This window comes from Caldiplasma sukawensis (assembly GCF_052315375.1).
GTDB lineage: Archaea > Thermoplasmatota > Thermoplasmata > Thermoplasmatales > Thermoplasmataceae > Cuniculiplasma.
The window spans coordinates 106,423-132,442 of the sequence record NZ_JBLSDG010000002.1 but is presented as its reverse complement, the minus strand read 5'-3'; the positions used below and the strand labels follow the sequence as shown (position 1 = coordinate 132,442).

Sequence of the window (26,020 nt, the reverse complement as noted above, 5' to 3'; positions counted from 1 at the left end):
TGAATTTAAAAAGGAATTGGATCAAAAAATTTATATTGAAGAACAAATTTACCAGATTACTGGAGGAATAATAATGTTAGGAGGACAAATGCCAATACTCATTTTAAAGGAAGGGACAAACAGAGAGCAGGGTAAAAATGCGCAAAAAACAAATATAGAAGCAGCAAAGGCAATTGCTGACGCTGTAAGGACCACTCTTGGTCCAAAAGGGATGGACAAGATGTTGGTCGATTCCATTGGTGACATCATTATATCAAATGATGGAGCAACAATTCTAAAGGAAATGGATGTAGACCATCCAACAGCAAAAATGATAGTTGAGGTTGCAAAATCCCAGGACAGTGCAGTGGGAGATGGTACAACAACCTCCGTTGTACTGGCAGGGGAATTCTTGAAACAGGCTGAGGAACTGCTTGACCAGGGCGTACATCCAACAGTGATAGCAAACGGTTACAGACTTGCAGTCAATGAAGCAAAAGAAGAACTAAAAAAGATAGGGAAGGAGATAAAGGATAAGGAATCCTTAGAGAAAATAGCAAAAACTGCCCTATCAGGAAAAAACATAGGTCTAGCAGGGGATGTATTCTATAAAATGATAGTGGACGCAGTGGAATCAGTGGTTGAAGAAAGAGACGGAAAAATAATGGTAGAGCCATCCAACATAAAGGTAGATAAAAAGGCGGGTGGAAATGTAAACGAGACCCAACTAATAAAAGGTATAGTTATAGATAAAGAAAAGGTTCACGCAAAAATGCCTGCCTTTGTAAAGGATGCGAAAATAGCACTCATAGATTCGGCCCTAGAAATAAAGAAAACAGAAATAGAGGCAAAGGTACAGATTACAGATCCGTCTAAAATACAGGACTTTCTTGATCAGGAAGTAGAGACATTTAAAAAGATGGTCGAAAAGATTAAGAAAAGTGGAGCAAACGTTGTGCTTTGCCAGAAAGGCATAGACGATATTGCCCAGCATTATCTTGCAAAAGAGGGAATTTACGCAGTAAGAAGGGTTAAAAAGAGTGATATGGAAAAACTCGCCAGAGCTACTGGAGGTAAGATAATAACAAATCTCGACGATCTCAATTCAGACGCACTTGGAAAAGCAGAACTCGTAGAGGAAAAGAAAATCGGAGACGACAGAATGACATTTGTAACTGGATGCAAGAATCCAAAATCAGTATCAATACTGATTAGAGGAGGAACTGAGCACGTTGTCTCTGAAATTGAAAGGGCTCTAAATGATGCAATCAGGGTAGTTTCAATAGCAAAGGAGGAGGGTATAGTCCTTCCTGGTGGAGGGGCCACAGAAGCTGAGCTTGCCATGAAGATAAGGGCGTATGCAAATAAAGTTGGTGGCAGGGAACAGCTTGCAATAGAAGCTTTTGCAAGGGCTCTGGAAATAATTCCAAGAACACTGGCAGAGAATGCAGGAATGGATCCAATAAACACTCTCATACAGTTAAAGTCAGAACACGAGAAAGGACACAAATTCTACGGTATAGATTTCACTGAGAATAAAATAGGTGACATGGATAAGATGGGTGTATACGATCCTCTCAGGGTAAAAAAACATGCACTTGAATCCGCAGTTGAAGTTGCAACGATGATACTGAGAATAGACGACGTCATAGCAAGCAAAAAGAGTTCTCCAAGCAACAATCAGAATCCTCCAGGCGGAATGCCTGAATACTAATCTTTTTTATCTTTTTTTTAAATTGTCAATTTTACTCAAATAATTTTTATGTAAAATAAGCATTCCCGTCTGGTGGTCTATTGAATCTTTATGAATACATGGGAAAACAGGTTTTTAGAAAATACTCAATTCCTGTTCCGGAAGGCTATGTGGTTGAAAAAGAGGCGGATGTTAGAAAATACGAAAAACCAGTTGTTGTAAAATCTCAAATTTTGCTTGGGGGTAGAGGAAAATCTGGTGGAATAAAATTCGCAAAATCTGAAGAAGAATTGAAAAAAGCTGTTCATGATCTGCTTGGATCAAAGATCAGGGATCTAACAGTGACAAAGGTGCTTGTAGAAGAGATGATAGATATAAAAAAAGAGATGTATGTCAGCATTACCCTGGACAGAAATGAAAAAAAACCAGTCATAATTGCTACCACTGAGGGTGGAGTGGAAATAGAGTCAGTTCCACATGAAAAGATTGTTAAAAGGCATATAGACCCATTGATGGGATACTCTGACTTTATAGGCAGGGAAATCGTATCCAGGTTAAAGATAGATCAGGAAATAGAAAATCAGTATATGGATATACTGAAAAAAATGTATAAAGTTTTCACAGAGGAGGACTGTCAGCTTGTGGAAATCAATCCTCTTGTGATCACGGGGGATAAAAAATTGATAGCTGCAGATTCAAAGATAATAGTTGATAGTGACTCCCTGTTTAGGCATAGTGAATTTAATGTAAAAGATCCAGATAAAACCCCTCTGGAACTGGAGGCAAACGAGGCTGGGTACTCATTTATAGAACTGGACGGAGATATTGGGGTTATTGCAAATGGGGCAGGTTTGACAATGGCAACGCTGGATGCACTGACTCTGCACAAAGGAAAACCAAGAAATTTCCTTGACCTGGGTGGTACTGACAATGTTGAAATTGTGGCCAAGGCTTTTAGTTTTGTACTCAAGGCCAATCCAAAGGCAATTCTTGTGAATATATTCGGCGGTGTCACAAAATGTGATACTGTGGCTAACGGTATTGCCGAGGCGAAAAGGCGTTTTTCCATAAAGCAACCTATTGTTGTAAGACTGAGTGGTGTCAGAGATGATGAAGGCATTCAGATCTTAAAGGAAAACGGTATTGATTCTTATCATACAATGATGGAAGCAATTGAGGATGTAGTTAAAAAAGTGGGGGTGAATTAATGAGTGTATTTGTGGACAAAAATACAAGAGTGATTGTTCAGGGTATTACTGGACATCAGGGGTCTTTTCATTCTGGAGAGATGTTAGCGTTTGGAACCAACATCGTGGCAGGAATTTCGCCTAAAAAAGCAGGTTCAAAATTCATGGATAAGGTTCCCATAGTTTCATCGGTAAGAGATGCAATGGAATTTGAACCAAACGCAACAATGATAAGCGTTCCTGCACCATTTGTAAAAGATGCTGCCTTTGAGGCAATAGATGCAGGTATTAAACTAGTTTACATACTTACTGAACATGTACCTTTCCAGGACTCAATGGACATTGTTCACAACGCTTGGAGAAAGGGAATAACTGTAATAGGCCCCAATGGACCAGGTATAACATCTGTTTGGAGTAGATGCAAGATAGGCATAATGCCAAATAAAATTTTCAAGAAAGGAAATGTAGGTGTTGCATCCAGATCTGGAACACTGACATATGAAATTGTGGATGCCATAACAAAAAGTGGAAGAGGAGAAAGCACAGTAATAGGACTGGGTGGAGATCCGGTTGTTGGCCTGAATTACATTGACATCCTGAAACAGTATGAAAATGATGATGAGACAGAGCAGATAGTTCTGGTAGGTGAAATCGGGGGCAGTGCAGAAGAGCTTGCAGCCCAGTATATTAAGAAACATATTAAGAAAAAGGTTGTGGCATACATAACTGGAAGAAGTGCCCCACCTGGAAAGAGAATGGGTCATGCCGGAGCCATAATTGAACAGGGCGTTGGAACAGCTGAAAGTAAAATAAAGGCGTTCAATGAAGCAGGTGTAAAGGTAGCTGATTACCCAGTGGACGTCCCGAAGCTTCTTGACTGAGGTGTAAAAAATGGTTAAAAAAGACATTATTTCAGTTCTGGATTATGAAGACAACTTTCATGAACTGATAAATATGGCATACAAACTGAAAAGGTCAAGGTATGAGACACATGCCTCTGTTGAGGGAAGAACCCTTGGAATGATTTTTGAAAAATCAAGTACAAGAACAAGGGTTTCTCTTGAGACTGCAATGTTTCAGCTTGGGGGACATGCCATATTCCTAAATCCCAATGATATGCAGATGGGTAGGGGAGAGACAATAGAGGATACTGCAAGGGTTCTTTCGGGTATGCTGGATCTCATAACCTACAGAGCCTTCAGTCACCAGAATGTTAAAAAACTTGCTGAACATTCAACCATTCCTGTAATCAACGCACTGGATGACGAGGAACATCCATTGCAGTTGTTGGCGGATTATCTCACCATATATGAGAAAAAGGGAAAGATCGGTAATTTGAAATTCACATACATTGGGGATGGAAATAACATGGCCAATTCAATAATGCTTGCTGGGGCAATTGCAGGAAATGATGTAACAATATGCACACCCCAAGGATATGAACCGGATAATAAATACGTTGAACTGGCATCAAAGAAGGCAAAAGAATACGGAGGGTCAATATCTGTGACAAATGATCCTGTCAGATCCGTAGAAAATGCAGACATAATATACACAGATGTATGGGTGTCAATGGGTCAGGAAAAAGAAAAAGAGGAGAAAGAAAAGGCATTTAAAAAATTCCAGGTCAATGAAGATCTTGTTTCCCATGCAAAAAGAGATTACATTTTCATGCACTGCCTTCCAGCACACAGAGGACTTGAAGTGACAGATTCAGTTGCTGACAGTGTTAACAGTGTTATATTCCAGGAAGCTGAAAACAGACTGCATAGTGCAAAGGCTGCAATTATTAATGTCCTATCAGATTAAAAATACTATTTCTAAAATTATTTAAAACAGTTATGAATAACCTCTAAATTATAAGGGTAGAATCAGATGAGAACTGTTAACAATCTTTATGGACAGATTTCACAGGAATGGAAAAACATGAGTGATAATGGTTTCCTCCTGCTGCAGAGACAAAGAATGATAGCATGGAGAAACGGTCTCGCAGTGGAGAGGCTTGAAAGACCCACAAGACTTGACAGAGCAAGAAATCTTGGATACAGGGCCAAATCAGGATATATCATAGTGAGATCAAGGGTTAGAAAAGGAGGAGCCAACAGACCAAAAATAATGGGTGGAAGAAGGCCCAGGAGACTTGCATACAACAAACTTACAAGAAAAAAGAGCATACAGTGGATAGCTGAGGAAAGAGCAGCTGACAAATATCCAAACATGGAGGTGCTCAACTCCTATTATGTTGGAGAAGACGGTTTTTACAAATATTACGAGGTAATACTTGTGGATAAAAATGTGCCTGAAGTTTACAATGATAAGAGGATATCATGGATAGGTGAGCCTCAGAACAAAGGAAGAGTTTACAGGGGTCTTACATCCGCAGGATACAAGGGAAGAGGTCTAAGAACAGGTAGGACAAAATCAGCCAAGAGCAGACCATCAATAAGATCAAATGGAAGATTGAGAAGGTAATTAATTTGAGCCGCGGTGGCCCAGTGGTACGGCGCCAGACTTGAGATCTGGTTCCCTTTGTGGATCGGGAGTTCGAATCTCCCTCGCGGCGTACTTTTAATTCTTATTTAAAAAATTTATTATAAAGAGTATCTGAGAAACGGATTTCACAGATTTTTTGGAAAAAGATTAAAAGCATTCTGAAATATGGTTATATTGTCAGAAATCTGTTTTAACGTGGTTTCCAGTGGAAGCAGGGGTAATTCCACCATAGTTTGTGACGATGAGGATAAAATAGTCATAGACTTTGGAATTTCAGTGAAACGTTTTAATTCAAGACTGGAGGAACTGGGAAAAGACAGAAAAAACATATCTGTTATACTAACTCATGAACATGGTGATCATTCTTCTGGCCTTCTTTATGCCCATAGAAGGCTTGGAGCTGATATTTATCTTAGAGAAAAAGTGAAGACTGTAATGAAGGCTCATTATGCATATTCAATGGGGGATAAAATTGCAATAGGAAATTTCAGTATAACTGCACTTCCCGTATCACATGATGCAACAGACCCTGTGGGATTTTTAATAGAGAATAAAAATTTTAAAATGTGCATATTCTCTGACCTGGGATTTTTCAATGAAAGCTACTTTCCACTGTTGAAAAATTGCAATATAATTGCTGTGGAATCCAATCATGACGTGGAATTACTTAAAAACGGGCCGTATCCTGAACATCTCAAAAAAAGGATACAGAGTAATTATGGCCATCTATCAAATGAACAGGCAGCAAGGGCAATATCCAACATTTCAAACGTGGATTCCAGAATAGTATTACTCCATCTTTCGGACGAAAACAACAGGCATGACTTGGCCATTTCCACAACAAGAGATTATCTTTCAAACAGGGGAATACCATTCAGATCAATAGAGGCAGCAAGACAGCTGGTGGGTTCTCAAACCTATTATTTGCATTAATGCTTTATATATATTAAAAATTCACGTACAATGTTGTTTTTGCCATACATATTGGCAGTATTCATTGTATCCTCAATTTCCCTCTTAATTGGATCCATTGAGGATCACAGGGAAAGAACAGTGAATTATCTCCTCTTCGTTCCCGTTGTTTCCATAACCATGTTTTCCTATTTTTTTGGTGCAAACCTATATTTCCTCATTATATATCTGGCACTTTACATTATTCTATTTATAAGGTTGCCAACGCAATTCTATCTCCTAACAATTACTATTTTTCTAATAGCAGGAATAATTATCTTTGATCTTACTTCAATGCCATTATACATTTTTGGATGGATACTCATCTCAATACTTGCATTTCTTGGTGCTGGTGAGAAGCTCTTTGGTAAAGGGGACATAAAAGCTTCTGTTGCACTGATGGGGATATTTTCAACAATAACAATTGATAATTCAAATATTATTCCCTTTTCCCTTTTATTTTTCATAAACCTTGGTATTTCATCTGTTATTTCAGTGATCTGGAGTTTGTACTACACCAAAAAGGAGACTGGGATATTCGCCATTTCTGTCTCATCAGATGAAAAAAATGCTCTGAACCCTGTTAGATTTTCCGTAAAGGAAAACGATGGTAAATATACATATTCATATAATGTTCCTTTTATAATTTTTATTTTTATAGCTTACATTATTACTGTGATATCATACCTTTCAGGTGTTTTCATATGAACAGGTATCTCATAATATATAATCCGGCAAGGCTGACAACAGTGACCACAGAAAATAATAAACAGGTTTTGAAAAAAACAGATGGTGTATCAATTGTTATTGAAAACGAAAGGATACATTCTATTGAGAATACGGAAACAGTATTAAGAAAATTTCCGGAAGCTGAGATTTATGATGCTTCAGGGAAAGGTGTTTTTCCGGGATTTATTGATTCTCACACTCACATCCTCTATGCAGGGGACAGATCAGAGGAATTCCAGATGAGGGTTGAGGGTGTGTCCTATGAGGAGCTTTTGAAAAAAGGTCAGGGGATAAAAAAAACAGCAATTGATACGGAAAATGCGGGAATAGATAGGATAGTTGAGGAATCACTTGAAAGGTTGAATAAGCTAATGGAAAAGGGGGTTTCAACAGTGGAAATCAAAACAGGTTACAGCATGAACATCAAAGGAGAAAAAAAACTGATTGAAGCCCTAAATCTGATGAGAAAAAAAACAAGTGCAAGATTACTTAGAACATATTTGCCACTTCACGCATCAATAGAAGGGCCCCATAGAGTTAAATTCATCAAGGAAAGCATTGAAATGCTCTCTCATATTGGCAATGAAATAGATTTTGTGGATGCATTCTGTGACTCCGGAGCATACACTCCTGAGGAATGTAGTGAATTTTTCAAAGGGGCCAGTATATACGGAAAGAAGATGAGAATACACGCGGATGAAATAAGGGATATCGGGGCATTAAATCTTCTGGATCAATTCAAATTCATATCTGCAGATCACTTACTGAAATCATCCAGGGGGTCTTTGGAAAAATTGAAATTGAATGGAACAGTCCCTGTTGTCCTTCCTTCTACGGCATTCTCTCTTAAGGAAAATTTTCCTGATATCAATAAATTTAGAGAGGCAGGCCTGGAGTATGCAATTGGAACTGACACATCCCCACTGAATCCAGTACCGGATATACTGTTTTCAGCATTTCTTGCAGTGAGATACTGCAACAGCACTCTTGATGAGGCTTTCCGTGCTATTACTGTTAACGGAGCCAGAAGTCTTGGGCTGGAAAACTTAACCGGAAAGATAGAGAAAAATTACTCTGCTGATATTTCAATCTTCAACAGGAAAGATTTTAGAGACATCGTTTATTCATGGAATACTGTAAAAGTTTCTAACATGGTTATTAATGGAAGATTCATATGGTGAATCATGCCTTATATAGATCCTAAGGGAACCATAGAAAAGCTAGAAAAAATGGGTGCGAAAAAGGTTCTCCTTCAGCTTCCTGACGGTCTGAAACCACATGTTTTTGAATATGTTAATGCACTGAATAAAAAATTTGAGGTTGTTGTAAGTTCTTCTGGATTTTATGGTGCATGTGATACCGGTACGAAGGATGAATACTCATCTGTGGATTGCGTTGTCCAGTTCGGTCACACGGAGATACCAAATTTAAACTACGGTGTCCCTGTTATATTTGAGGAATATGTTAATGAACCTGTAATAAAACCTGAAGAAATAGATCTTAGTGAGCTTGAAAAAAATCAATACAAAAAGATCAACATTGTGTACTCAATACAGTACAGGAAGGATGCAGATATATTCTCAGAGTTTCTGAGATCGAAGGGTTACCATGTACTTTATGGTGAAAATGACAGCAGACTTAAATACAGGGGGCAGGTTCTTGGTTGTAATTACAGTCCCATACATCAGGCTGATGCACAGTGTGATTGTCATATAGTTGTATCCACAGGAAAGTTTCATGCAATAGGTGCACAGCTTTCCACAAAGAAGGAAGTATTTCTTCTTGACCTTACGGAAAGGTATCATCTAATTCCAATGAAGGGTGAAGTGGATCGGATAATAAGGAAGAGGTATGCACAAATGGAGAAAGCACTTTCAGCGGAAAAATTCGTTGTGGTTATTGACACAAAGGTTGGACAATTCAGAAAAAAAATGGCTGAAAACATTATAAAAAAACTGGAAGGTATTGGTAAACAGGCAGTAATAGCCTATTCAAATGAAAGTCTGCCTTCGGATTATGAAAATATGAGGGCAGATTGTGTAATATTCACAGGTTGCCCAAGGGTTCCAATCGACGACCAGGATAAGTATTCAATGCCTGTTCTGACACCGAGGGAATTTGAATCAATCTTTTTCAGGAATGGACAGGGATACGTTTTTGACGAAATCGTCAGGGTTGACTCCTGAACTTTCCGCTCTTCCAATGAGGTATGTTGGACCGGTTTCAACGATTTCACAATTTACCCATGTATATTTTTCAAAATTACCTTTCATTACAACAGGTCTGTAATTTATATCCCTTCCAACAACAGTGTTCTCTCTTGTTCCTGTCTCTGTTATCATAACTTTTAAAGTTCTGCCCAAAAATCTTGATAGGTTTTCATTTAATATAATCTTGTGAAGATTGCTGTATTCCTCACTCCATTTTTTTGCAGCATTGCTGTTTTTGAAATTTTTTCCAAAATCCTTTGTGAATTGCCTTGGTGAGAATCTTGTGATGTTCACAATATCAGGTCTCGTTCTCTCCATAAGTGAAGCTGTCATTTCAAAGCTTTCCTGTTCCTCTCCAGGATAACCAACAATTATATCTGTGGATATTGTAATTTCAGGAAATTTTCTCCTGAATTCATTCACAATCTTCTCATAAACATCTGCTGTGTACTCTCTGTTCATTAGTTCCAGAATCCTGTCGTCGCCACTCTGAACTGGAATGTGTAAAAATTTGAACACCTTTTTGTTTTCATAGGCCTCTATAAGATCACCCATTATCTCTTCAGTATTTTTTGGTTCCATCATCCCTACCCTTAACATAAAATCACTTTCAATTTCGCATATTTTCCTTATGAGGTAAGGAAGTCTTAGTCCTGTGTCCTTTCCGTAAGCTGCAGTATCAAGTGAGCTTATCCTTATTTCCCTGATGCCTCTTTCTATCTGCATGTAAGCCTGATTCTTTATCTTATCAGGCATTCTTGAAAGCAATCTCCCTCTTGCCACTCTTGAAATACAGTAATTGCACGATCCTGTACATCCCTGATTTATTGGGATTCCATCCAGTATTTCCGGATTTCTTATTGGTATGCCATCAAGCTCTCCCTTGTAAAAATCCCTGAATTTTTCCTTTGGTAGTATCTCAATGTTGCTGTCCTCTAATGTCCCTGCTGAAACCGGTGGAAGACAGCCCATTACCTGGGTTTTACCATATGATGATAGTTCCTGAATCCTTCTGTACATCTTTTCCTCTGTTTTTCTTATTACAGCACAGGTACCTATTATTCTAAGGTCAGCTGATTCTGGATCATCTGTAATCAGATCATGGTCTTCCATTATTTTGTTAACATATAAACCTGTTTCAGCTTTCTGAAGTGTACATCCGTATTTTTCCACGTAAATTTTTCTACCCATGATTTATCTCTTTTAGGTAATTGTAATACACATTAATTATATTTTGAAACTTTATCTATTGAAAAACAATGGTCATGTATGACCGAGAGACTTTTTGGAACAAATGGGATCAGGGGGATTCCAAATGAATTTCTAACTACTGAATTCTGTTCATCCATTGGAAAAGCCATTGGAACTTACTTTCAGGGTAAAATTGCAGTGGGATCTGATAACAGAAGATCAAAAAGCATGATTCTGGACAGCGTTGTCTCTGGTATAATGTCAACAGGTGCCAATGTAATATATATAGGTGAAATCCCAACCCCTGCAATTCAATATTATTGTAAAATACACGGCATCCCTGGAGTTGCAATAACAGCATCCCACAATCCTCCACAATTCAACGGTATAAAATGCATAGACAAGGATGGAACTGAACTTTCAAGGGATAAGGAAGAGAAAATAGAGGAGATATATTTTAGAAAAAATTTTAAGGTTGCAGGTTGGGAAAGAATAGGTACAAGGATATGGGATAATTCCGCTCCAGAGTTATACATAAACGGGGTTTTGGATAAAATAAAACAGGACATAAAAGATAATATCAGGATGAAGGTTCTGGTAGATGCAGGTAACGGAGCTGCTTATTATACGACCCCTGAAGCACTTGGGAGAATGGGAATAAACATGACCACTTTGAATTGCAACCCGGACGGCCTTTTCACATCAAGACAATCAGAGCCAAAACCTGAAAATCTAAGGGAATTCATTCAGCTGATGAAAACTGGCACCTTTGATATTGGAGTGGCACATGACGGTGATGCCGACAGGGCCATATTTTCAGATGAAAATGGAAATTTCATTGATGGAGATAAGACCCTTGCACTATTTGTGAAACATTTTGCAAGGCCCGGTGACAGGGTAGTGACACCAATCAGTTCATCTGACGCAATAGATGATATAGGAAAAGAAATGGGTGTTGAGATCATAAGAACGAGAATAGGTGCACCCATAGTCTCAAGAACCATGATTGAAAAAAAAGCCAGGCTTGGAGGAGAAGAGAATGGTGGTATAATATTCGGGGATCATCAATACTGCAGAGATGGCCTGATGACTGTTGGCATAATTATAAGCATAATTTCCAGGTCTGGTAAAAAACTGAGCCAACTCATAAGGGATCTCCCCCAGTATAATATGGTAAGAAGAGCTGTTGAATTCTCAGGGGATTTCGAACCAATCAGAGAAAAGGTCAAGGAATTGCTTGGAGACTATGAATTTCTTGAAATAGATGGAATAAAGGCAAGAAAAGGTCATGACTGGATCCTAATCAGACCATCAGGAACGGAACCAATTGTTAGGGTTTTCACCCATTCCACTTCAATGGAAAGGGCAGAGGAATTGATGAAAAAGGTTTTACCTGAGATTACTCATTCCTGAGTCCTCTCATTGAATCACGGAATCGTGTGGCAGATGTTATATATCCCGCAATGAGGAAAAACAAGAGCATTAAATTGAACGGATCCAATCTTATATAATAATGGAATGAGAAAGGATATATTATTTCAATGAGGATCACAATCATCATTATGACAAGTCTGTCAGCCCTTCCCAGGATTCCACCATAGTTTCTTTTTAGCCCAAGTGCCTGAGCCTGGGTACCCATGTAACTTGTCATAAAAACTGCACCCAAACTGAGCATTCCTATGTAAATATTGGAAAAAATTGAGAATGAGAATCCTGTGATGAGAAAAATATCCGAATATCTGTCGAAGGTATGATCAAGCATGTCACCCATTTTTGATGCAACATTCTTCTTTCTTGCCACATATCCATCAAGTGCATCCAGCAGTGATGATATAAAGAGTGAAATAAAGGAAAATATTAGGAAGTATGAAGGAACATACCTTCCTGAAATTGCAATCAATACCCCTGATACTGCTGCCATTATGAATGAGATCACCGTGAGTGTTGATGGACTGAATGCAAGAAAGTATCTCCCCACTTTTTCCAACACGGGGTTAAACTGGCTCCTCTTTGAATCAAGACCCATTCATCTTCCTCCTCATCCTTGATATGAAATCCATTGCCAAATCTACGTCAACTCCATTTGTTGTGTCTATAATAAGGATTCGTGAAGATGGGATTATATCTCTACATTCATATTCCATAATGCCCCCAATCATTGCATCAACATTTTCCCTGATTTTTTCAGATGGATATTTTCTTGAATTAAGCCTTCTCACAAGTTCATCCTCAGTGCAGTATAGGATTATGGATGAGAATGGCCTTAAAAGATGTGAAAAATGCCCCTCCACAATCTCAATATGTTTATTATGGAGTCTTTCAAGCATACAGTCAATGTTAACATATTCCCCTGATTTGCATCCAAGATCCTCTGCAAGTTTTGTTCCATCTTCAATTTTTAATCCATTTTGTCTAAGTCTTTCAGAAAGTGTGGTTTTGCCTGTACCTGGAACACCTGTTATGGATGTGAGTATCATTGGGAAAACCGTCCTTCAAGTTTCCACGGCATTGAAAGATGTCTTCTTGCATATACCGGCGGTTCAAATTTTCCCCTTATATCATCTCTTCTTACTAAATTATAATCAGGTAGCATTTCTTTCCTGCAAGAACTGCATCTGTAAATAGCACCGCCTCTGTTTTCGCATTTTTTTCCACAAATCCTGCATTTTGGGGGCTCTCTTTTGTAAACTGTGGCCTGCTCTATGATATTTATTTTTTCAAGTTTTATATTTCCATTATCATAGGAACCATAAACCCTTATCTGATCTCCTGGAAGAAGTCTTTCCACATAATTCCTGAAACTCTTTGATGGTTCAAAGCAGACGATACCAACCTCCCCATGTTTCCATTTCATTGAAAAATGAACATGACCACCTCTCCATCTTATGGGTTTTCTGGTAACTATTCCCTCAAACGAATAGGATTTTCCATCAATGAGGCTGTCTGGATCCATCTGTATGTGATCATCAGTACCCTGATTGGATGCAAATATAACTGCATCTCTTACAACCTTTTCATTAATCATTTTTATTTCATCCACAATCTGCAGCAAATCCTCTGGATTTGTGCCTCTAATTCCAAATATCACTGGGGTTCTTTCAACAGGGAAAAGCGCAACCTTTCCATCCTCGCCATCCACATTGTTGAATGTGGAATCATATGATTCCGCAATTCTCCCTATGATCCTTTTCAATTCAACATCAATATGTTCCGGTTTCGGATATCTGTAAGTCAGTATTTCATAGGTCACTCTTTTTTTATCCCAGGATAAGGCACAGGAAGCTCCAATCAGGCCTCTTCCATTTTTGAATTTATAGTATAATGCCTTCTCTTTACTGAGATATTTCTCCACCTGTTCTATGGAAAGGGTCTCCTCAAGACCCCTGTGGTACAATGATGCATGAAAAAAATGATCCGAAACAACAATTCCAGGGTTTGTATTTTCATCATCTCTTATGTAGAATTTTTCGATTTCTTCAACAGCCATATTTAAAAGTGTTTCAGGTTCAGTTTTGAAACTTCCTGTAACAATCTTTTTTCCTCCACTGTAACCTATTGTCTTGTTTTCTTCCGCATCATCCATTGTAATGCATATGGCTCCGTTCCCTCTTGTTTTATAGGGTATGTTTGGATTCAATCTAACCAGTGAGGGGTAATTAGATGGTACAATCATTCTACTGCTTATCATATCAAATGCGATATGTGTGGTACATCCGGCAGTTCTACTGTCTGTATCATCAAATGCGAGATTTATCATTTACCAAATCTCCTTTGCCTGTTCTGATAAGTTCTCACAGCCCTTAGAAAGTCAATCTTCCTGAAATCCGGCCAATAAACATCTGAAAAATAAAGTTCTGAGTATGCAGATTGCCATAAAAGAAAATTGGATATCCTCTCCTCCCCAGAAGTTCTCAATATAAGATCAGGGTCGGGAATAGATCCGTCATAAAGGTATTTCTTGAAATTCTCCTCATTTATGTCTTCAATCTTAATATTGCCATTTCTGTAATCCTGGGCTATCTTCTTGATGGCATCTATTATCTCTTCCCTACCACCATACCCAACTGCAAGGTTTAGCTTAAAGTCTTGGTAACCCCCAGTTTTTTCTTCAACATATTTTATTGTATCCTGAAGATACTTGGGTAAACTTTCAGTATTTCCAATTACTCTCACTCTTATCTTATTCTTTATGACTCTTGGGTCTGTTACAATATTTCTCAGTGAATCATTTATAAGATGAAATAGAAAATCAACCTCGTCCTTGTTTCTTTTGAAATTTTCAGTGGAAAATACATATACGGTTACAATCCTTGTACCTATTTCCATGCACCACTCAAGCACTTCTTCAAGCTTTTCTTTTCCCCTTTCATGCCCATAATTTGGATCCTTTCCTATTTCCCGTGCAAATCTTCTGTTTCCATCTGTTATAATGCCAATATGATATGGAACATTTCCATTGGCCTTTATCTGTTCCAGAAGAGTTTTTTCGTAAATTTCGCCAGTTATCTCTCCAATTTTTCTTCCAAGCATCAATTATCATTCCTATAACATAGTGAGAACATGTAAACAGAGGGTGCATAACCGTGAACAATCCTCTTTGATACCAGATTAAAGTTTCTGTTTCTCCACTCGTTCATTCTTTCAGTGAGTTCACTTAGACTTGCCAGGTAGTAAACATTGACAAAACCTCCGCTTTCAAGATGTGAGGCAATAAGATCGAGATTACTGTATCCTGTCATTGGATTGTTCAGAATTATTCTATCAAACTTCCCCCCTCTCCTTATTAGATTGTACGAATCCTCATTGAAAGTTTCTACTTTTTCATCTATTTTATTCATAATGACGTTATGTTTCAGCAGGAAATGGGCATCTGGATTAAGATCATTTGCTATAATACTGACATCGCATTTTTTTCCTATGTTTACCGTAAATGGCCCTATTCCTGAAAACATATCGAATATTCTCTCACCATCTTTAACAGTATTTGAGACTATATACCTCTCCATGGCAAGCCTAGGTGAAAAATAAGCTTTTTTAACATTTACCATCAGCCTTATGCCATTCTCCCTGTACAAAGTCTCAGGATTATCAGGTCCACTCAACAACTCCAGGTCTCTTATTCTAAAATCACCCCTTATACCTCTGTCAAGGTAAACCGTTCTCACCTGTCTGTTGTTTCTTATAATAAAATCAAGTATTGAAGGTATCCTTCCTCCATTCCTGGAATGTATTATGCCAATCTCACCTATGATGTCATATCCTCCGGCTCTTCTTGTTATTGGCGGTTCCCTTTCCTCATATTCATTCATCTCAACAATTTCAAAATTTTCAACGTTGCCATCAATGGGAATGTACACATAATCATCGTCCTTAATTATGCGTATTCCTTTTGCCATTTTTCCATCTTTCTTCAAATTTAAAATTGTATTTTCAGCATCAGACTTTTTAACCTTCACAAATGAAATTTTATTCAAAGGATCTTCACCTTCTTTTTTGCATCTTCTATGACTTTTCCAGCAAGCGTTCTTGAAAATCCATATATTGATGATATTTCATCAATTGTTGCCTCTGAAAGCTTTTTAAGGTCTGTATATCCGCTCTCATATAGTCTTCTTGCCCTCACCCTTCCAATTCCCTCCACAGTGAGAAGTGAGATAACCTCGTCCTTTACGCCTTCTGAAACCCTTATTGTTAACCTGCTTAAAGTTTCATAGAGCTCCCTTTTATACCTGGTTGATAGCCTTGATGCACTTCCAACAACCCATTCCACAGTTGATTTTTTACCTTCTATGTCACCAGGGCCAACATTGTATTTCTCACATATTTCACCAATGGGGACTTCATTGATCCAGTCGTATATAAGGGCAGCTGTCTTTGCGCTCATATATTCCTCCTCTGTTTCCGGTTCCTCACGGAGTTTGCTTATGAAATCATCAATTATCTCATAATCTTTATTGTTAAAATATAATCGATCAACATCTGGGGTTTTGCATACACAGTACAGGAAGTCTTCAAGATTGTAATTATTCTCAAACTCTTCTATTATTATGTTTGCAGTCTCCGGATCTATGTAAAGTGAGGCTGTCAATCTTCCCAGTTCTGTTGGCATTAATCTGCCATTTTTCTCTTCAACAAATCCCTCATTCCTAAGATTTTCAATGGATTTTTCCATAATATCAATTATTATATCTGTACCCTTCTGTTTTGCATACAGGGAGGAAGAAAAAAATCTTCTTAGAGAATCCGGATCAGTGCAAAGGCCATTGGCTATTAGTGCCAGTGTGTTGAATCTAACTTTCCTCTCATTTCCAAAGTTTGAATCTATTGGTTCAACTCCATTTTTATAGAATTCTCTCACCCGCTCAAGTGAAGACTCTGTTGGACAGTATATGTATGCGTAACCTTTTTTATCATATTTAGGCCGCCCAGCCCTTCCAAGCATCTGTTCAATCTCCATATTTGATATATACGTTGTATATCCCTGAGAAAACCTTGTCAGATCCCTTATTACAACTGCACGTGCAGGCAGATTAACTCCGGCTGCCAGAGTGGGGGTTGCTGTGAGAACCTTAATATTTCCACTCTTAAATTCATCCTCTATCATGTTTTTCACAGTGGATGAGAGACCTGCATGATGAAAAGAAACCCTGTAGGGTAGAATTTCATTGAGTATTTCATGATATCTGTCAGTCTGATCTATTGAAAAATTTTGAAACTTGCTACCTATTATTTCTCTCATTGAAACAATGAGCTCCAGTGCAAATTTCTCTGCCCTCTTCCTTGTATTGAGAAAGAGCAGTACCTGACCACCATCCTGAACCGTTTTTTTAACAACCTCATAAATGTCAGACCCTGCCTTTTGAACCCTTTCCTCATTTTCATCCAAAATCCATCCCTTATGTATAGTGAATTTTTCCAGTGGAACTGGTCTGAAATCTGTTTTTACCACAAAAGCATTGAGCCATTCTCCTATTTCCTTATGGTTCTTTATGGTGGCTGAAAGTCCAACTATCTGAATTTCAGGGTTTACTGTCCTGATTGCAGAAACAAGCATTTCAATGATGGGGCCTCTTAGAGGATCGCCAAGGCTATGAATTTCATCAAACACAACTATGCCAACATTTATAAAAAAATCTGGGTCATTGTGAATAATGGAATCTGCCTTTTCATTTGTCATTACAATGACCTGAGAATTCCTAAGATGTTCATCCCTGACAGAAAGATCCCCTGTACTTATTGAAACTTTGTAACGATCTCCACATAATTTCAATAGTTCTTCATATTTTTCACGGGAAAGAGATTTAAGTGGGCAACAGTAAACTGCCCTGTATCCCCTTTCCAGTGTTTTAAGAATTCCATAATATGCTATGAGAGATTTACCTGACGCTGTGGGAACTGATACCAGAATATTTTTCCCATCCTCCAGGGCATCTATTGATATCTCTTGGTGCTCATATAGCCTCACTTCTCTAGAATTTAAATACCTGTCCTTCAGCAGGTTCATTAATCTGTTTCCACTTTCCATTTGCTTATTCCATATCCTCTCTTTATATAATATGATTTTAACGGAATAAATAAATCCATACTGCAATAATGTAAGGTGGACAGATCTGTAAAGCTTCTAAAATACACTGAATTTGCAATAATATTGTTAATTATTGTTTACCTGAATTACAGATTCAGTTATTCACTTTTGCTTTCACCTCCTTTTGCTGTGACAGCTTATCTATCAATCTTTAAAAATAAGGAAAGTTATTCGAAAGCATCCTCAATCATAATTTCATATGTAATTGTTGTACTTTCTACAGAATTGTTCCATATTACCCTTGGTCTTGGCTATCTCTCTCTTACCTTCAATGTTCTGCTCATATCATTTTTTATCACATTCACAGAATTTAACCATCCGCCAGCTATTGCACTGACAATATTTTCTTATATCTCACATTCCCCTGAAAAATTTGTCATTTCATCAATTTCAATCGCACTACTCATTATTGTATGGAAATACATATGCGATTACATCAATGAAAAGAGGGCCATTGATTAGATATGTTTATAAATGTTAGAAGAGATTAAATAGTAAAAATTATAGGTATAAAAATTTTTTCCGTAAATCTCTTTATTTATAATTTAATTCCCTCCCATGTTTGATAATAATGCCCTTCTGGCATTCATTTTAATTGTGGCCGGAGGGTTGATAGCTGGAATTATAGGATCACTTACAGGCCTTGGGGGTGGCTCTGTTCTCGTTCCTGTTTTAACTCTTTTCTATAGTGTTCCAATTGAATTTGCAACAGGGGCAAGTCTTATTTCTACCATAGCAACATCAGCAGGTTCTGCAAGCACATACACCAAAAAAAGGATTGCAAACATAAAGATTGGAGTAGGTCTTGAAGTGGCTACAACACTGGGGGCAATAGTTGGGGCACTAACATTCGATTTCGTAATAAAGGCTCATCTTCAATGGATCCTTTTCACGCTGTTTGGCCTTGTTATACTGATATCAATATTTCCCACTGCAACAAGGGGAAGATATGAGTATCCACCTGAGAGAAAACCTGACTTCACAAGCAGGTTTTTTCAGTTATCAAGCAGATACCATGACGATCATTCAAAGCAGGATGTCAGCTATACAGGTGTGAGATGGTGGCTTGGTGAAATAATCATGTTCTTCGCAGGTCTCCTTTCTGGACTTCTCGGAATAGGCAGTGGAGCCTTGAAAGTTCTTGGAATGGACTGGGCCATGAATCTACCAATGAAGGTAACAACAACCACAAGCAACTTCATGATAGGTATTACGGCTGCAACTGGTAGCAGTATTTACTGGTATGAGGGATATATTAATTTCTTCCTGGCTGCAGCAACAGCAATTGGAGTGCTTGCAGGATCCAGGATAGGTTCTGCAATACTTCTGAGGGTGAGTAACAAAAATATAAGATGGGTGTTCTTTGCCATTCTTTCTTTCCTTGGAGTGGACATGCTTTTCAAAGGTGCAAATTTACTTAACCCTGCAATAAGCCTTGCAACTGGATTTTACATATCAATAGGGGTAGCTGTGGTGCTCATAGCACTTCTTTTCCTGTTCCTCAGAATGGGGGGTGAGAAATCTGGAACAACAGGATAAAATGCAGGATAAACTAGTGGGCATAGTCAGTGAAATTCTAAAATACGCAGTTCTGCTGAGTCTTATATTTATTGTGGTTGGGGTAGGGCTTCTTTTTGCTCACTCTGGTGGAGATGGAGTCTCAATTCAGGATATTTCAAATTACAGGAATGTGAGTTCATTCAACTCATCATCGTTCAATCCATCACAGATGTTTTCAGGTATTATACATCTGGATGGAATAGGATTTATATCATTCGGTCTTTGGGTTCTTATATTCACTCCGGTGACTGTTCTCTTTGCATCACTTGTTGAATATCTTTATGTAAAAAACCATTTATACATTCTTCTCACATTCATTGTTCTCTTCAATCTATTCGTTGCCATATTCCTGAGTCCAATTGCACTGAAGTGAAACTACAAAAACATTAATTATCAATTATAAATTGAGAGATGGTAATAGATGCAGAAGTATGAGAGGGTTCCCATAAGGGAAGAAGATCCGGAAATCAGGAAGTCAACTTTCGGAGTCGAACCTGTAAAGGGATATACCGATGAAGAGGCCACAATAGAGGCGTCAAGATGCCTTGGATGTAACATGTGTTCAAAGGCATGCCCTGCAAGTCTTGATATCGGTGCCTACATAAACAGTACTGCAACGGGGGATCCCGGTCAGACAGTCAGAATCATTTTTGAAACCTTACCATTGCCTGCAATCATTGGGAGAGTATGTACACATAATTGCGAGGATATCTGCGTTATGTATGATACAGGAGGCCCACTGGCAATACGGCATCTTAAGAGATATGCAGCAGATAAGTTTGATGATTATCATGACGTCATAAATGTAAAAAAGAGGAGATTCATTGGCAAAAAGGTGGCTGTAATTGGAGCAGGACCTGCAGGTGTAACAGTGGCATATTATCTTGCAGTCCAGGGTGTACGTGTCACAATATATGAGGCACTTCCTGTTACTGGGGGATTCATGAGGGTTGGCATACCAAGATACAGACTCCCGGATGATGTCATAGATAAAGAGATAGGTTTCATACAAAGTATGGGGGTAAAGATATACCTGAACACAAAAGTTGGCAGAGATATACAGTTCGAAGATATAATGAAAAATTATGATGCAGTTTTTCTTGGGGTGGGTAACCACAAACCGAGGACAACAGGAACACCCGGAAGTGATGCTGAGAATTTCATGCATGCCACTGAATTTCTTAGGAGAGTGGCTCTCGGAGAAAAAATTCCGGTTGGAAAGAGAGTGGCAATCATAGGGGGCGGTTTTACGGCAAATGATGCTGCAAGGTCTTCACTCCGGCTTGGAGCGGAAGATATAAGAATACTTTACAGGAGAAGGGAGATTGACAGACCAGGATATCCATCAATGAATGCTGACGAGGAAATGAGAGAGTCCCTTGACGAATCAGTGAAATACATGTGGGAAATTACTCCATTTGAGTACGAGAAGGAGGGTAACAGAATAGTTAGATTGAAATACTGGCAGAACAAGATGGTGGACGATGGAGGTGGAAGGGCAAAACCAATACCGCAAAAGGAGAAAACTCTACATTTGGACGTTGATTTTGTTATAGAAGCTACAGGGCAGGAAACTGATTATTCATTCCTTGGGGAGAAGTATATGAGAATGCTGCGGTTAAATCCACATGGACAGATAATTGTTGATGAGCATGGAATGACGAGCATACCAGGAGTTTTTTCAGGTGGTGATTCCACAAATTCAACAAGGGATCTGATTTCAGCTGTAAGAGATGGAGACATTGCAACTCTTGGGATAGTGAACTACCTGAATCTTGGAGATCAGGTTACAGAGGAATATCTTCCAAGACTGGACAGATACAAGGATTTTTCTACTACTGCAATAAGGGAAGCTTATGCAGACAGAATAATTTAAAAATTATTTTATTGTGTCAAAACCAGTATAGGGTACAAGAACCTTAGGTATCTTTATTTCATCGTTTTCGTAAAAGTTTTCAATTATTGCTGCAAGTGTCCTTGATGTTGGAATAGCTGTACCATTAAGTGTGTGTACAAATTTTCGTCCATCTGGGCCATTGTATTTTATGTTCAGTGATCTAGCCTGATAATCAGTATCGTTGGAGATGGAGGCAAGTTCCCTGAACGTTCCCTGATTAGGCATCCAGACCTCAATGTCATATTTTTTTGCAGCCAGTGAGCCCAGTTCACCTGAACACACATTTACAACCCTGTAAGCAAATCCAAGGCTTGAGAATAATTTTTCAGTGTTTTCCCTCAACTCCTCAAGAAAATCCCATGAATCCTCCTGCCTGCAGAAAATGAATTGTTCCACCTTTTTGAAATAATGTACCCTGAAAATCCCTTTTGTATCCTTTCCATGGGAACCCGCCTCCTTTCTGAAGCAGGGTGAAAAACCACCAACCCTTATTGGCAATTCTTTTTCCTCTATGTATTCATCTGATAGCATGGCTGCAATGGGGTGCTCAGAGGTTGAAATCAAGTACAGATCCTCACCATCAATTCTGTAAATGGCATCCTGAAAAGTCCCCTCATCTGTGGCCTTCCATACATACTCTCCAGTTATCATTGGTGGGGGTTCCACAACAGAGAAACCTCTTTCAGAGAGAAAATCCACAGCATAATTGATCAATGCCAGTTCAAGCTTTAGGAGTCTGTTCTTGGTTATATAAAATCTTGCTCCTGCTATTTTTGCGGCCCTTTCCATATCAACAAGGTCGTGTTTTTCTATTATGTCGCTATGGCTGTAAGTTTTCTCCACAATCCTGTATTTTCCCTTGTTATTTGTCAATTTAAGAAAATTTTCCAAATCTTCTTTTCTAACCCTGGCCTCACCGGAAAAAGACACAAAAAGATTGTTCTCATCACCCTTTGCAATTGGCACATCTTCATAAAGCAAATTTGGAATGTTTGATACTATTTTATTTCTCTTATCCTCTATTTCCCTGAGTTCGTTCTGAATAATCTTAATCTCTTCGTTTATCTCCCTAACCTTTGATTTCAGTTCTTCAGTTTCATTCTCATCTAAATCTGCCTTTCCAATTATGGCACTAACCTTATTTCTCTCGGATCTCAATCCGTTTACCTTTGAAGTTTTATTTCTCCACTCTGAATCCAGTTCAAGGAATTGATCTACCAGTTCAGGGTTCATAAATCTTTTCTTCATTGTTTCCCTGAACAGTTCTGGGTTTTCTCTCAGGTCCTTTATATCTATCATTGAAAATCCGTATACCTAACTATTTATTAATACTCTCACTCAATCAGTCAGTTCGTCTATATCTTCATCATTGCCTTCCTTGTATATCTGTCCTCCAGAGTATATCCCTATTGTCTGAACACCAGGAACTGTGTTTTGTAATCTTGTACCTTTCTTACTAGGGGCTGCAGCCCTATTATTAATGACACTGTTGAGATCCACCTTGTTTTCAAACTTTCTTGAACTCTCCCTGTCAAGTTGACTCTTGGCCCCTCCAAGGAAACAGCTTGAAAAATAAGTGGTGAGATTGCTTGGAAGTATGACCATCATAGAAATTATAAACCCATAATATGTGTCTGTGTAGAAAAGTATGTTAGATGATGAGACAAATGGTTCCTTTGTAAACGCTACAATTCCGTTTCTTATGTAATCTGCAAGAAATGATGTGGTTTGAAGTTGCATATTTGTAAGCATAAGGAATGCAACAATCATGGTAAATGAGAAGCCTGCTGCAAGTATCAGTGCGTTTTTGATGTTTCCGGAAGCTCTCCCAGAAAGATAACCGGTCATGAATGGACCCACAACGGGAATAAACCATAGAAATATGAGTCCAATAATAGATATGCCTGCTGCCTTCTTCATATCACTGAAGAGTTTTTTCTTATCTCCTGCGTCTTCAGTGTTAATAAGTTTAAGACTCCTGTCTTTAGCAGACATGAATAGCATACGTATTGATGCTATTTAAACATTTTTGTCATACAAATTGAGACAATATATTAAATATTTAAAAATTTTAAAAATTTATTTTCTTCAAGAGCCTATGCTCCATATTTTTCAAGTCTGTCTGTTAATTGTCTGCTGTAATTCATTACATTTCCACTCATTATTGAAAATCCAGTTTTGGATATCCACTTCTCTGTAAATGATTCAGATGGTATTTTATTTGCACCTTCAGTAAAGAACATTATGGGTACAGGATCACCTGTATGTTCTCCGGACACTGAGGAAGTGGAATGATCACCTGTGATTACTATTAGGGCATCATTACCCCTTGATACCAATGGCTCCATGGCCATGTCTATTTTCTCAAGAACTTCTGCTTTCATCTCTGGATTCCTGTCGTGTGCGGCAGCATCAGTTCCCTTGATGTTGCACAAAATGAAATCGTAATCCCCTATGTTCCTGTCAATTGCCTCTATCTTGTTTTTAAAATTAGAATTAACAGATCCAGTAATTCCATTAACCTTGATCTCCTGCATTTTAAGTAACCTTGCCAGGCCCTTTATCATGGGTATTGCAATTACAAATGCAGATGACATTCCATACTTCTCACTGAATGGTTCCATATACGGCATTTTTCCTGGGCCTCTCAGCAGAATCTCATTTGCGGGTAGTTTACCCTCTTCAGATCTCTTTCTGTTAAATGGATGCTGATCAAGAATTTCCCTTGATCTTCTTATAAATTCGTTAAGTATTCTTGAGGTTTCTTCTGCCTCTGGTTTTAAAGGTTTAGAAAATAAAGCATCACCATTTTCATGGTGAGGATCTGTATCAGAGACTGCATCTGAGAGGTTCTCTCCATGCATGACAAGAGCTGCCCTGTGCTCCACACCTGATTTAACCTTAAATGTGACACCATCAATTTCAACACTTAACGCCTCACTTAAAGCCTGGGTATTCTCTTCAATTCTTCCCGCTCTCCTGTCCACAATTTTTCCATCTCTTCTAGTACCATAATTTGCCCTGAAAGCAATGTCCCCAGGATTAACATCCATTCCAAGTCCCAAAGCTTCAAATGGGCCTCTCCCTGTATAGTATCTGGATGGGTCATATCCCAGTAAGGACATATGGGATGTATCTGAACCACATACAAGACCCTGAGATACGGGATAACAAAGACCACTGATGGAATTTCTGGCCATTCTGTTTAAATTTGGGTGGTAGGAAAATTCCAGGGGAGTTCTGTTTCCAAGATTTGGTGATGGCCTGTCTCCTAAGCCATCCATTACAATCAACACTATTGTCTTTTTATTCATTATGTACCCTCCTTCCAGGAATTTTTATACAGTTTCTGCTCCTCCGTCTCACTGTCGATCTCAATTCCTAAAGATTTTAGCCTCAAGCTGGCAACTTCTCTATCAACATCCTCAGGAACGCTGTACACTTTGTTTTCCAATTCCTTATGGTTTTTAACAAGATACTCTGCTGTAAGTGCCTGGATTGAGAAACTCATATCCATAATTTCCACTGGATGGCCTTGTCCAGAAGCTAGATTCACAAGTCTCCCATCACTTATTACATGGACCGTTTTTCCATTTTTAAGTTTGTACATCTTTACCATATCTCGAATCTGCTTTTTTTCTAAACAGTTATTTTCTAGACCCTTTACATCTATTTCGTTATCAAAATGTCCTGCATTTGAAAGTATTATCCCATCCTTTGCATTTAAAATATCCTCATATTTTACAATTCCCTTTACGCCTGTAACTGTCACAACCATGTCTGAAATTTTAAGAGCCTCTGACATTTTCATAACAGAGTGTCCTTCCATAAGGGCTTCATTTGCCTTTACCGGATCTATTTCTGTTACAATGGTTCTTGCCCCCATTCCTTTCATTCTTAATGCAACGCCCTTTCCACAATATCCGTATCCTCCAACAGTCACAGTCTTTCCTGCTATCAATATGTTTGTTGCGGCCATGATGCCGTCCAGTACACTCTGTCCAGTACCATACCTGTTATCAAAAAGATGCTTCATGCTTGCATCATTCACATCAAACATTGGAAATTCAAGGGCTTTTTCTCTTTCCATAACCCTTAGTCTGTTAACACCAGTTGTGGTCTCTTCATTTCCTCCAATTATATTGTCCAGAAGGTCTCTTCTTTCAGTGTGAACTATTTTTACAAGATCTCCACCATCATCGATAATAATGTTGGGTTTTATGTCAAGAACCCTGTTCAGATTCTCATAGTATTCCTTCTCAGTCTCTCCTTTTTTCGCAAACGTTTTTAAACCATGGTCTTTATTGAGTGATTCTGACACGCTGTCATCAGTGCTAAGTGGATTGCACGAAGCCAGCCTTATATCCGCACCCCCCTCTTTTAGCAAAAGTGCAAATATTCCTGTTTTAGCCTCAACGTGTAACGCCATGGATATCCTTAAACCTTTGAAAGGTTGTTCCCTGAGAAATCTCTCTCTTATTTTTCCACTCACAGGCATATTCATTTTTGCCCATTCAAGTCTTAAAAATCCCTTATTTTCCAAAT

Annotated in this window: 25 protein-coding genes and 1 tRNA gene; 15 read left to right on the top strand and 11 right to left on the bottom strand. The window is 38.4% G+C overall.

Annotated elements, in window-relative coordinates:
* Positions 1 to 73 precede the first annotated feature (73 nt).
* The 10 genes from thsB to dph2 all read left to right on the top strand — a co-directional run bounded on the left by thsB (position 74) and on the right by dph2 (position 9,218).
* Positions 74 to 1,693, top strand: a complete 1,620-nt coding sequence (gene thsB, locus ACNF4Z_RS01945; protein ID WP_458327556.1) for a thermosome subunit beta — start codon at positions 74 to 76, stop codon at positions 1,691 to 1,693.
* Between the two features lie 80 nt (positions 1,694 to 1,773).
* Entirely contained in the window at positions 1,774 to 2,880 is a 1,107-nt protein-coding gene (sucC, locus tag ACNF4Z_RS01940; protein WP_458327555.1) for an ADP-forming succinate--CoA ligase subunit beta, read from the top strand.
* Positions 2,880 to 3,740: a succinate--CoA ligase subunit alpha gene (sucD, locus tag ACNF4Z_RS01935; RefSeq protein ID WP_458327554.1), complete on the top strand. Its 861-nt coding sequence runs from the start codon at positions 2,880 to 2,882 to the stop codon at positions 3,738 to 3,740. The genes sucC and sucD overlap by 1 nt, the downstream gene beginning before the upstream one ends.
* Before the next feature lie 10 nt (positions 3,741 to 3,750).
* Entirely contained in the window at positions 3,751 to 4,668 is a 918-nt protein-coding gene (argF, locus tag ACNF4Z_RS01930; protein WP_458327553.1) for an ornithine carbamoyltransferase, read from the top strand.
* A gap of 66 nt (positions 4,669 to 4,734) precedes the next feature.
* A complete protein-coding gene (locus ACNF4Z_RS01925) occupies positions 4,735 to 5,331 on the top strand; it encodes a 50S ribosomal protein L15e (protein WP_458327552.1) in 597 nt (198 codons plus the stop codon).
* A gap of 9 nt (positions 5,332 to 5,340) precedes the next feature.
* Positions 5,341 to 5,422 (top strand) — tRNA-Ser (locus ACNF4Z_RS01920).
* 104 nt (positions 5,423 to 5,526) lie between these two features.
* Complete coding sequence (locus ACNF4Z_RS01915) at positions 5,527 to 6,285, top strand: MBL fold metallo-hydrolase (protein WP_458327551.1); 759 nt, start codon at positions 5,527 to 5,529, stop codon at positions 6,283 to 6,285.
* Positions 6,286 to 6,324: 39 nt separating this feature from the next.
* Complete coding sequence (locus tag ACNF4Z_RS01910; protein ID WP_458327550.1) at positions 6,325 to 7,011, top strand: hypothetical protein; 687 nt, start codon at positions 6,325 to 6,327, stop codon at positions 7,009 to 7,011.
* Positions 7,008 to 8,213, top strand: coding sequence for an imidazolonepropionase (hutI, locus tag ACNF4Z_RS01905; RefSeq protein WP_458327549.1), 1,206 nt, complete (start codon positions 7,008 to 7,010; stop codon positions 8,211 to 8,213). The genes ACNF4Z_RS01910 and hutI overlap by 4 nt, the downstream gene beginning before the upstream one ends.
* 3 nt (positions 8,214 to 8,216) lie before the next feature.
* On the top strand, positions 8,217 to 9,218 hold the full coding sequence (gene dph2 / locus ACNF4Z_RS01900; RefSeq protein ID WP_458327548.1) for a diphthamide biosynthesis enzyme Dph2: 1,002 nt from the start codon (positions 8,217 to 8,219) through the stop codon (positions 9,216 to 9,218).
* Here the strand turns inward: dph2 and ACNF4Z_RS01895 are convergent.
* A complete protein-coding gene (locus ACNF4Z_RS01895; RefSeq protein ID WP_458327547.1) occupies positions 9,156 to 10,433 on the bottom strand; it encodes a tRNA (N(6)-L-threonylcarbamoyladenosine(37)-C(2))-methylthiotransferase in 1,278 nt (425 codons plus the stop codon). The genes dph2 and ACNF4Z_RS01895 overlap by 63 nt on opposite strands.
* 78 nt (positions 10,434 to 10,511) lie before the next feature.
* Between ACNF4Z_RS01895 and glmM the strand changes: the two genes are divergently transcribed.
* The gene (gene glmM, locus ACNF4Z_RS01890) at positions 10,512 to 11,846 is read left to right on the top strand and encodes a phosphoglucosamine mutase (RefSeq protein ID WP_458327546.1); all 1,335 of its coding nucleotides are present in this window, start codon (positions 10,512 to 10,514) and stop codon (positions 11,844 to 11,846) included.
* Here glmM and ACNF4Z_RS01885 read toward each other — a convergent pair.
* From ACNF4Z_RS01885 to ACNF4Z_RS01860, 6 genes are read right to left on the bottom strand one after another with little or no spacing between them, the layout of a single operon-like run.
* Entirely contained in the window at positions 11,833 to 12,459 is a 627-nt protein-coding gene (locus ACNF4Z_RS01885) for a CDP-alcohol phosphatidyltransferase family protein (RefSeq protein ID WP_458327545.1), read from the bottom strand. The two genes, glmM and ACNF4Z_RS01885, sit on opposite strands and share 14 nt — an antisense overlap.
* On the bottom strand, positions 12,449 to 12,910 hold the full coding sequence (locus tag ACNF4Z_RS01880) for an AAA family ATPase (RefSeq protein WP_458327544.1): 462 nt from the start codon (positions 12,908 to 12,910) through the stop codon (positions 12,449 to 12,451). Before ACNF4Z_RS01880 ends, ACNF4Z_RS01885 begins: the two co-directional genes overlap by 11 nt.
* Positions 12,907 to 14,190 (bottom strand): TiaS agmantine-binding domain-containing protein, encoded by a 1,284-nt coding sequence (locus tag ACNF4Z_RS01875; protein WP_458327543.1) that lies wholly within the window; start codon positions 14,188 to 14,190, stop codon positions 12,907 to 12,909. Before ACNF4Z_RS01875 ends, ACNF4Z_RS01880 begins: the two co-directional genes overlap by 4 nt.
* A complete protein-coding gene (gene uppS, locus ACNF4Z_RS01870; RefSeq protein ID WP_458327542.1) occupies positions 14,187 to 14,963 on the bottom strand; it encodes a polyprenyl diphosphate synthase in 777 nt (258 codons plus the stop codon). The genes ACNF4Z_RS01875 and uppS overlap by 4 nt, the downstream gene beginning before the upstream one ends.
* Positions 14,963 to 15,907: a class I SAM-dependent methyltransferase gene (locus ACNF4Z_RS01865; RefSeq protein WP_458327541.1), complete on the bottom strand. Its 945-nt coding sequence runs from the start codon at positions 15,905 to 15,907 to the stop codon at positions 14,963 to 14,965. Before ACNF4Z_RS01865 ends, uppS begins: the two co-directional genes overlap by 1 nt.
* Positions 15,904 to 17,958 (bottom strand): DEAD/DEAH box helicase, encoded by a 2,055-nt coding sequence (locus ACNF4Z_RS01860; RefSeq protein ID WP_458327540.1) that lies wholly within the window; start codon positions 17,956 to 17,958, stop codon positions 15,904 to 15,906. Before ACNF4Z_RS01860 ends, ACNF4Z_RS01865 begins: the two co-directional genes overlap by 4 nt.
* A 75-nt stretch (positions 17,959 to 18,033) precedes the next feature.
* Between ACNF4Z_RS01860 and ACNF4Z_RS01855 the strand changes: the two genes are divergently transcribed.
* The 4 genes from ACNF4Z_RS01855 to ACNF4Z_RS01840 all read left to right on the top strand — a co-directional run bounded on the left by ACNF4Z_RS01855 (position 18,034) and on the right by ACNF4Z_RS01840 (position 21,454).
* Entirely contained in the window at positions 18,034 to 18,480 is a 447-nt protein-coding gene (locus tag ACNF4Z_RS01855) for an HPP family protein (protein WP_458327539.1), read from the top strand.
* A gap of 96 nt (positions 18,481 to 18,576) precedes the next feature.
* The gene (locus ACNF4Z_RS01850) at positions 18,577 to 19,557 is read left to right on the top strand and encodes a sulfite exporter TauE/SafE family protein (RefSeq protein WP_458327538.1); all 981 of its coding nucleotides are present in this window, start codon (positions 18,577 to 18,579) and stop codon (positions 19,555 to 19,557) included.
* Positions 19,532 to 19,951 (top strand): DUF1634 domain-containing protein, encoded by a 420-nt coding sequence (locus ACNF4Z_RS01845; RefSeq protein WP_458327537.1) that lies wholly within the window; start codon positions 19,532 to 19,534, stop codon positions 19,949 to 19,951. The genes ACNF4Z_RS01850 and ACNF4Z_RS01845 overlap by 26 nt, the downstream gene beginning before the upstream one ends.
* A gap of 48 nt (positions 19,952 to 19,999) precedes the next feature.
* The gene (locus ACNF4Z_RS01840; RefSeq protein ID WP_458327536.1) at positions 20,000 to 21,454 is read left to right on the top strand and encodes an NAD(P)-dependent oxidoreductase; all 1,455 of its coding nucleotides are present in this window, start codon (positions 20,000 to 20,002) and stop codon (positions 21,452 to 21,454) included.
* A gap of 3 nt (positions 21,455 to 21,457) precedes the next feature.
* Here ACNF4Z_RS01840 and serS read toward each other — a convergent pair whose 3' ends face one another.
* From serS to ACNF4Z_RS01820, 4 genes are all read right to left on the bottom strand, one after another.
* Positions 21,458 to 22,774, bottom strand: coding sequence for a serine--tRNA ligase (gene serS, locus ACNF4Z_RS01835; protein ID WP_458327535.1), 1,317 nt, complete (start codon positions 22,772 to 22,774; stop codon positions 21,458 to 21,460).
* A 39-nt stretch (positions 22,775 to 22,813) separates the two neighbouring features.
* Positions 22,814 to 23,470: a hypothetical protein gene (locus tag ACNF4Z_RS01830; protein ID WP_458327534.1), complete on the bottom strand. Its 657-nt coding sequence runs from the start codon at positions 23,468 to 23,470 to the stop codon at positions 22,814 to 22,816.
* A 101-nt stretch (positions 23,471 to 23,571) separates the two neighbouring features.
* Positions 23,572 to 24,789, bottom strand: a complete 1,218-nt coding sequence (apgM, locus tag ACNF4Z_RS01825; protein ID WP_458327533.1) for a 2,3-bisphosphoglycerate-independent phosphoglycerate mutase — start codon at positions 24,787 to 24,789, stop codon at positions 23,572 to 23,574.
* Positions 24,789 to 26,018 (bottom strand): adenosylhomocysteinase, encoded by a 1,230-nt coding sequence (locus tag ACNF4Z_RS01820; protein WP_458327532.1) that lies wholly within the window; start codon positions 26,016 to 26,018, stop codon positions 24,789 to 24,791. The genes apgM and ACNF4Z_RS01820 overlap by 1 nt, the downstream gene beginning before the upstream one ends.
* Positions 26,019 to 26,020 lie beyond the last annotated feature (2 nt).

Excerpts from the sequence above, each read along its gene's own strand:
- thsB (WP_458327556.1), top strand. The coding sequence starts at position 74 with ATGTTAGGAGGACAAATGCCAATACTCATTTTAAAGGAAGGGACAAAC.
- sucD (WP_458327554.1), top strand. The coding sequence starts at position 2,880 with ATGAGTGTATTTGTGGACAAAAATACAAGAGTGATTGTTCAGGGTATT.
- argF (WP_458327553.1), top strand. The coding sequence starts at position 3,751 with ATGGTTAAAAAAGACATTATTTCAGTTCTGGATTATGAAGACAACTTT.
- ACNF4Z_RS01925 (WP_458327552.1), top strand. The coding sequence starts at position 4,735 with ATGAGAACTGTTAACAATCTTTATGGACAGATTTCACAGGAATGGAAA.
- hutI (WP_458327549.1), top strand. The coding sequence starts at position 7,008 with ATGAACAGGTATCTCATAATATATAATCCGGCAAGGCTGACAACAGTG.
- dph2 (WP_458327548.1), top strand. The coding sequence starts at position 8,217 with ATGCCTTATATAGATCCTAAGGGAACCATAGAAAAGCTAGAAAAAATG.
- ACNF4Z_RS01895 (WP_458327547.1), bottom strand. The coding sequence starts at position 10,433 with ATGGGTAGAAAAATTTACGTGGAAAAATACGGATGTACACTTCAGAAA.
- glmM (WP_458327546.1), top strand. The coding sequence starts at position 10,512 with ATGACCGAGAGACTTTTTGGAACAAATGGGATCAGGGGGATTCCAAAT.
- ACNF4Z_RS01885 (WP_458327545.1), bottom strand. The coding sequence starts at position 12,459 with ATGGGTCTTGATTCAAAGAGGAGCCAGTTTAACCCCGTGTTGGAAAAA.
- ACNF4Z_RS01880 (WP_458327544.1), bottom strand. The coding sequence starts at position 12,910 with ATGATACTCACATCCATAACAGGTGTTCCAGGTACAGGCAAAACCACA.
- ACNF4Z_RS01875 (WP_458327543.1), bottom strand. The coding sequence starts at position 14,190 with ATGATAAATCTCGCATTTGATGATACAGACAGTAGAACTGCCGGATGT.
- uppS (WP_458327542.1), bottom strand. The coding sequence starts at position 14,963 with ATGCTTGGAAGAAAAATTGGAGAGATAACTGGCGAAATTTACGAAAAA.
- ACNF4Z_RS01860 (WP_458327540.1), bottom strand. The coding sequence starts at position 17,958 with ATGGAAAGTGGAAACAGATTAATGAACCTGCTGAAGGACAGGTATTTA.
- ACNF4Z_RS01850 (WP_458327538.1), top strand. The coding sequence starts at position 18,577 with ATGTTTGATAATAATGCCCTTCTGGCATTCATTTTAATTGTGGCCGGA.
- ACNF4Z_RS01840 (WP_458327536.1), top strand. The coding sequence starts at position 20,000 with ATGCAGAAGTATGAGAGGGTTCCCATAAGGGAAGAAGATCCGGAAATC.
- serS (WP_458327535.1), bottom strand. The coding sequence starts at position 22,774 with ATGATAGATATAAAGGACCTGAGAGAAAACCCAGAACTGTTCAGGGAA.
- ACNF4Z_RS01830 (WP_458327534.1), bottom strand. The coding sequence starts at position 23,470 with ATGTCTGCTAAAGACAGGAGTCTTAAACTTATTAACACTGAAGACGCA.
- apgM (WP_458327533.1), bottom strand. The coding sequence starts at position 24,789 with ATGAATAAAAAGACAATAGTGTTGATTGTAATGGATGGCTTAGGAGAC.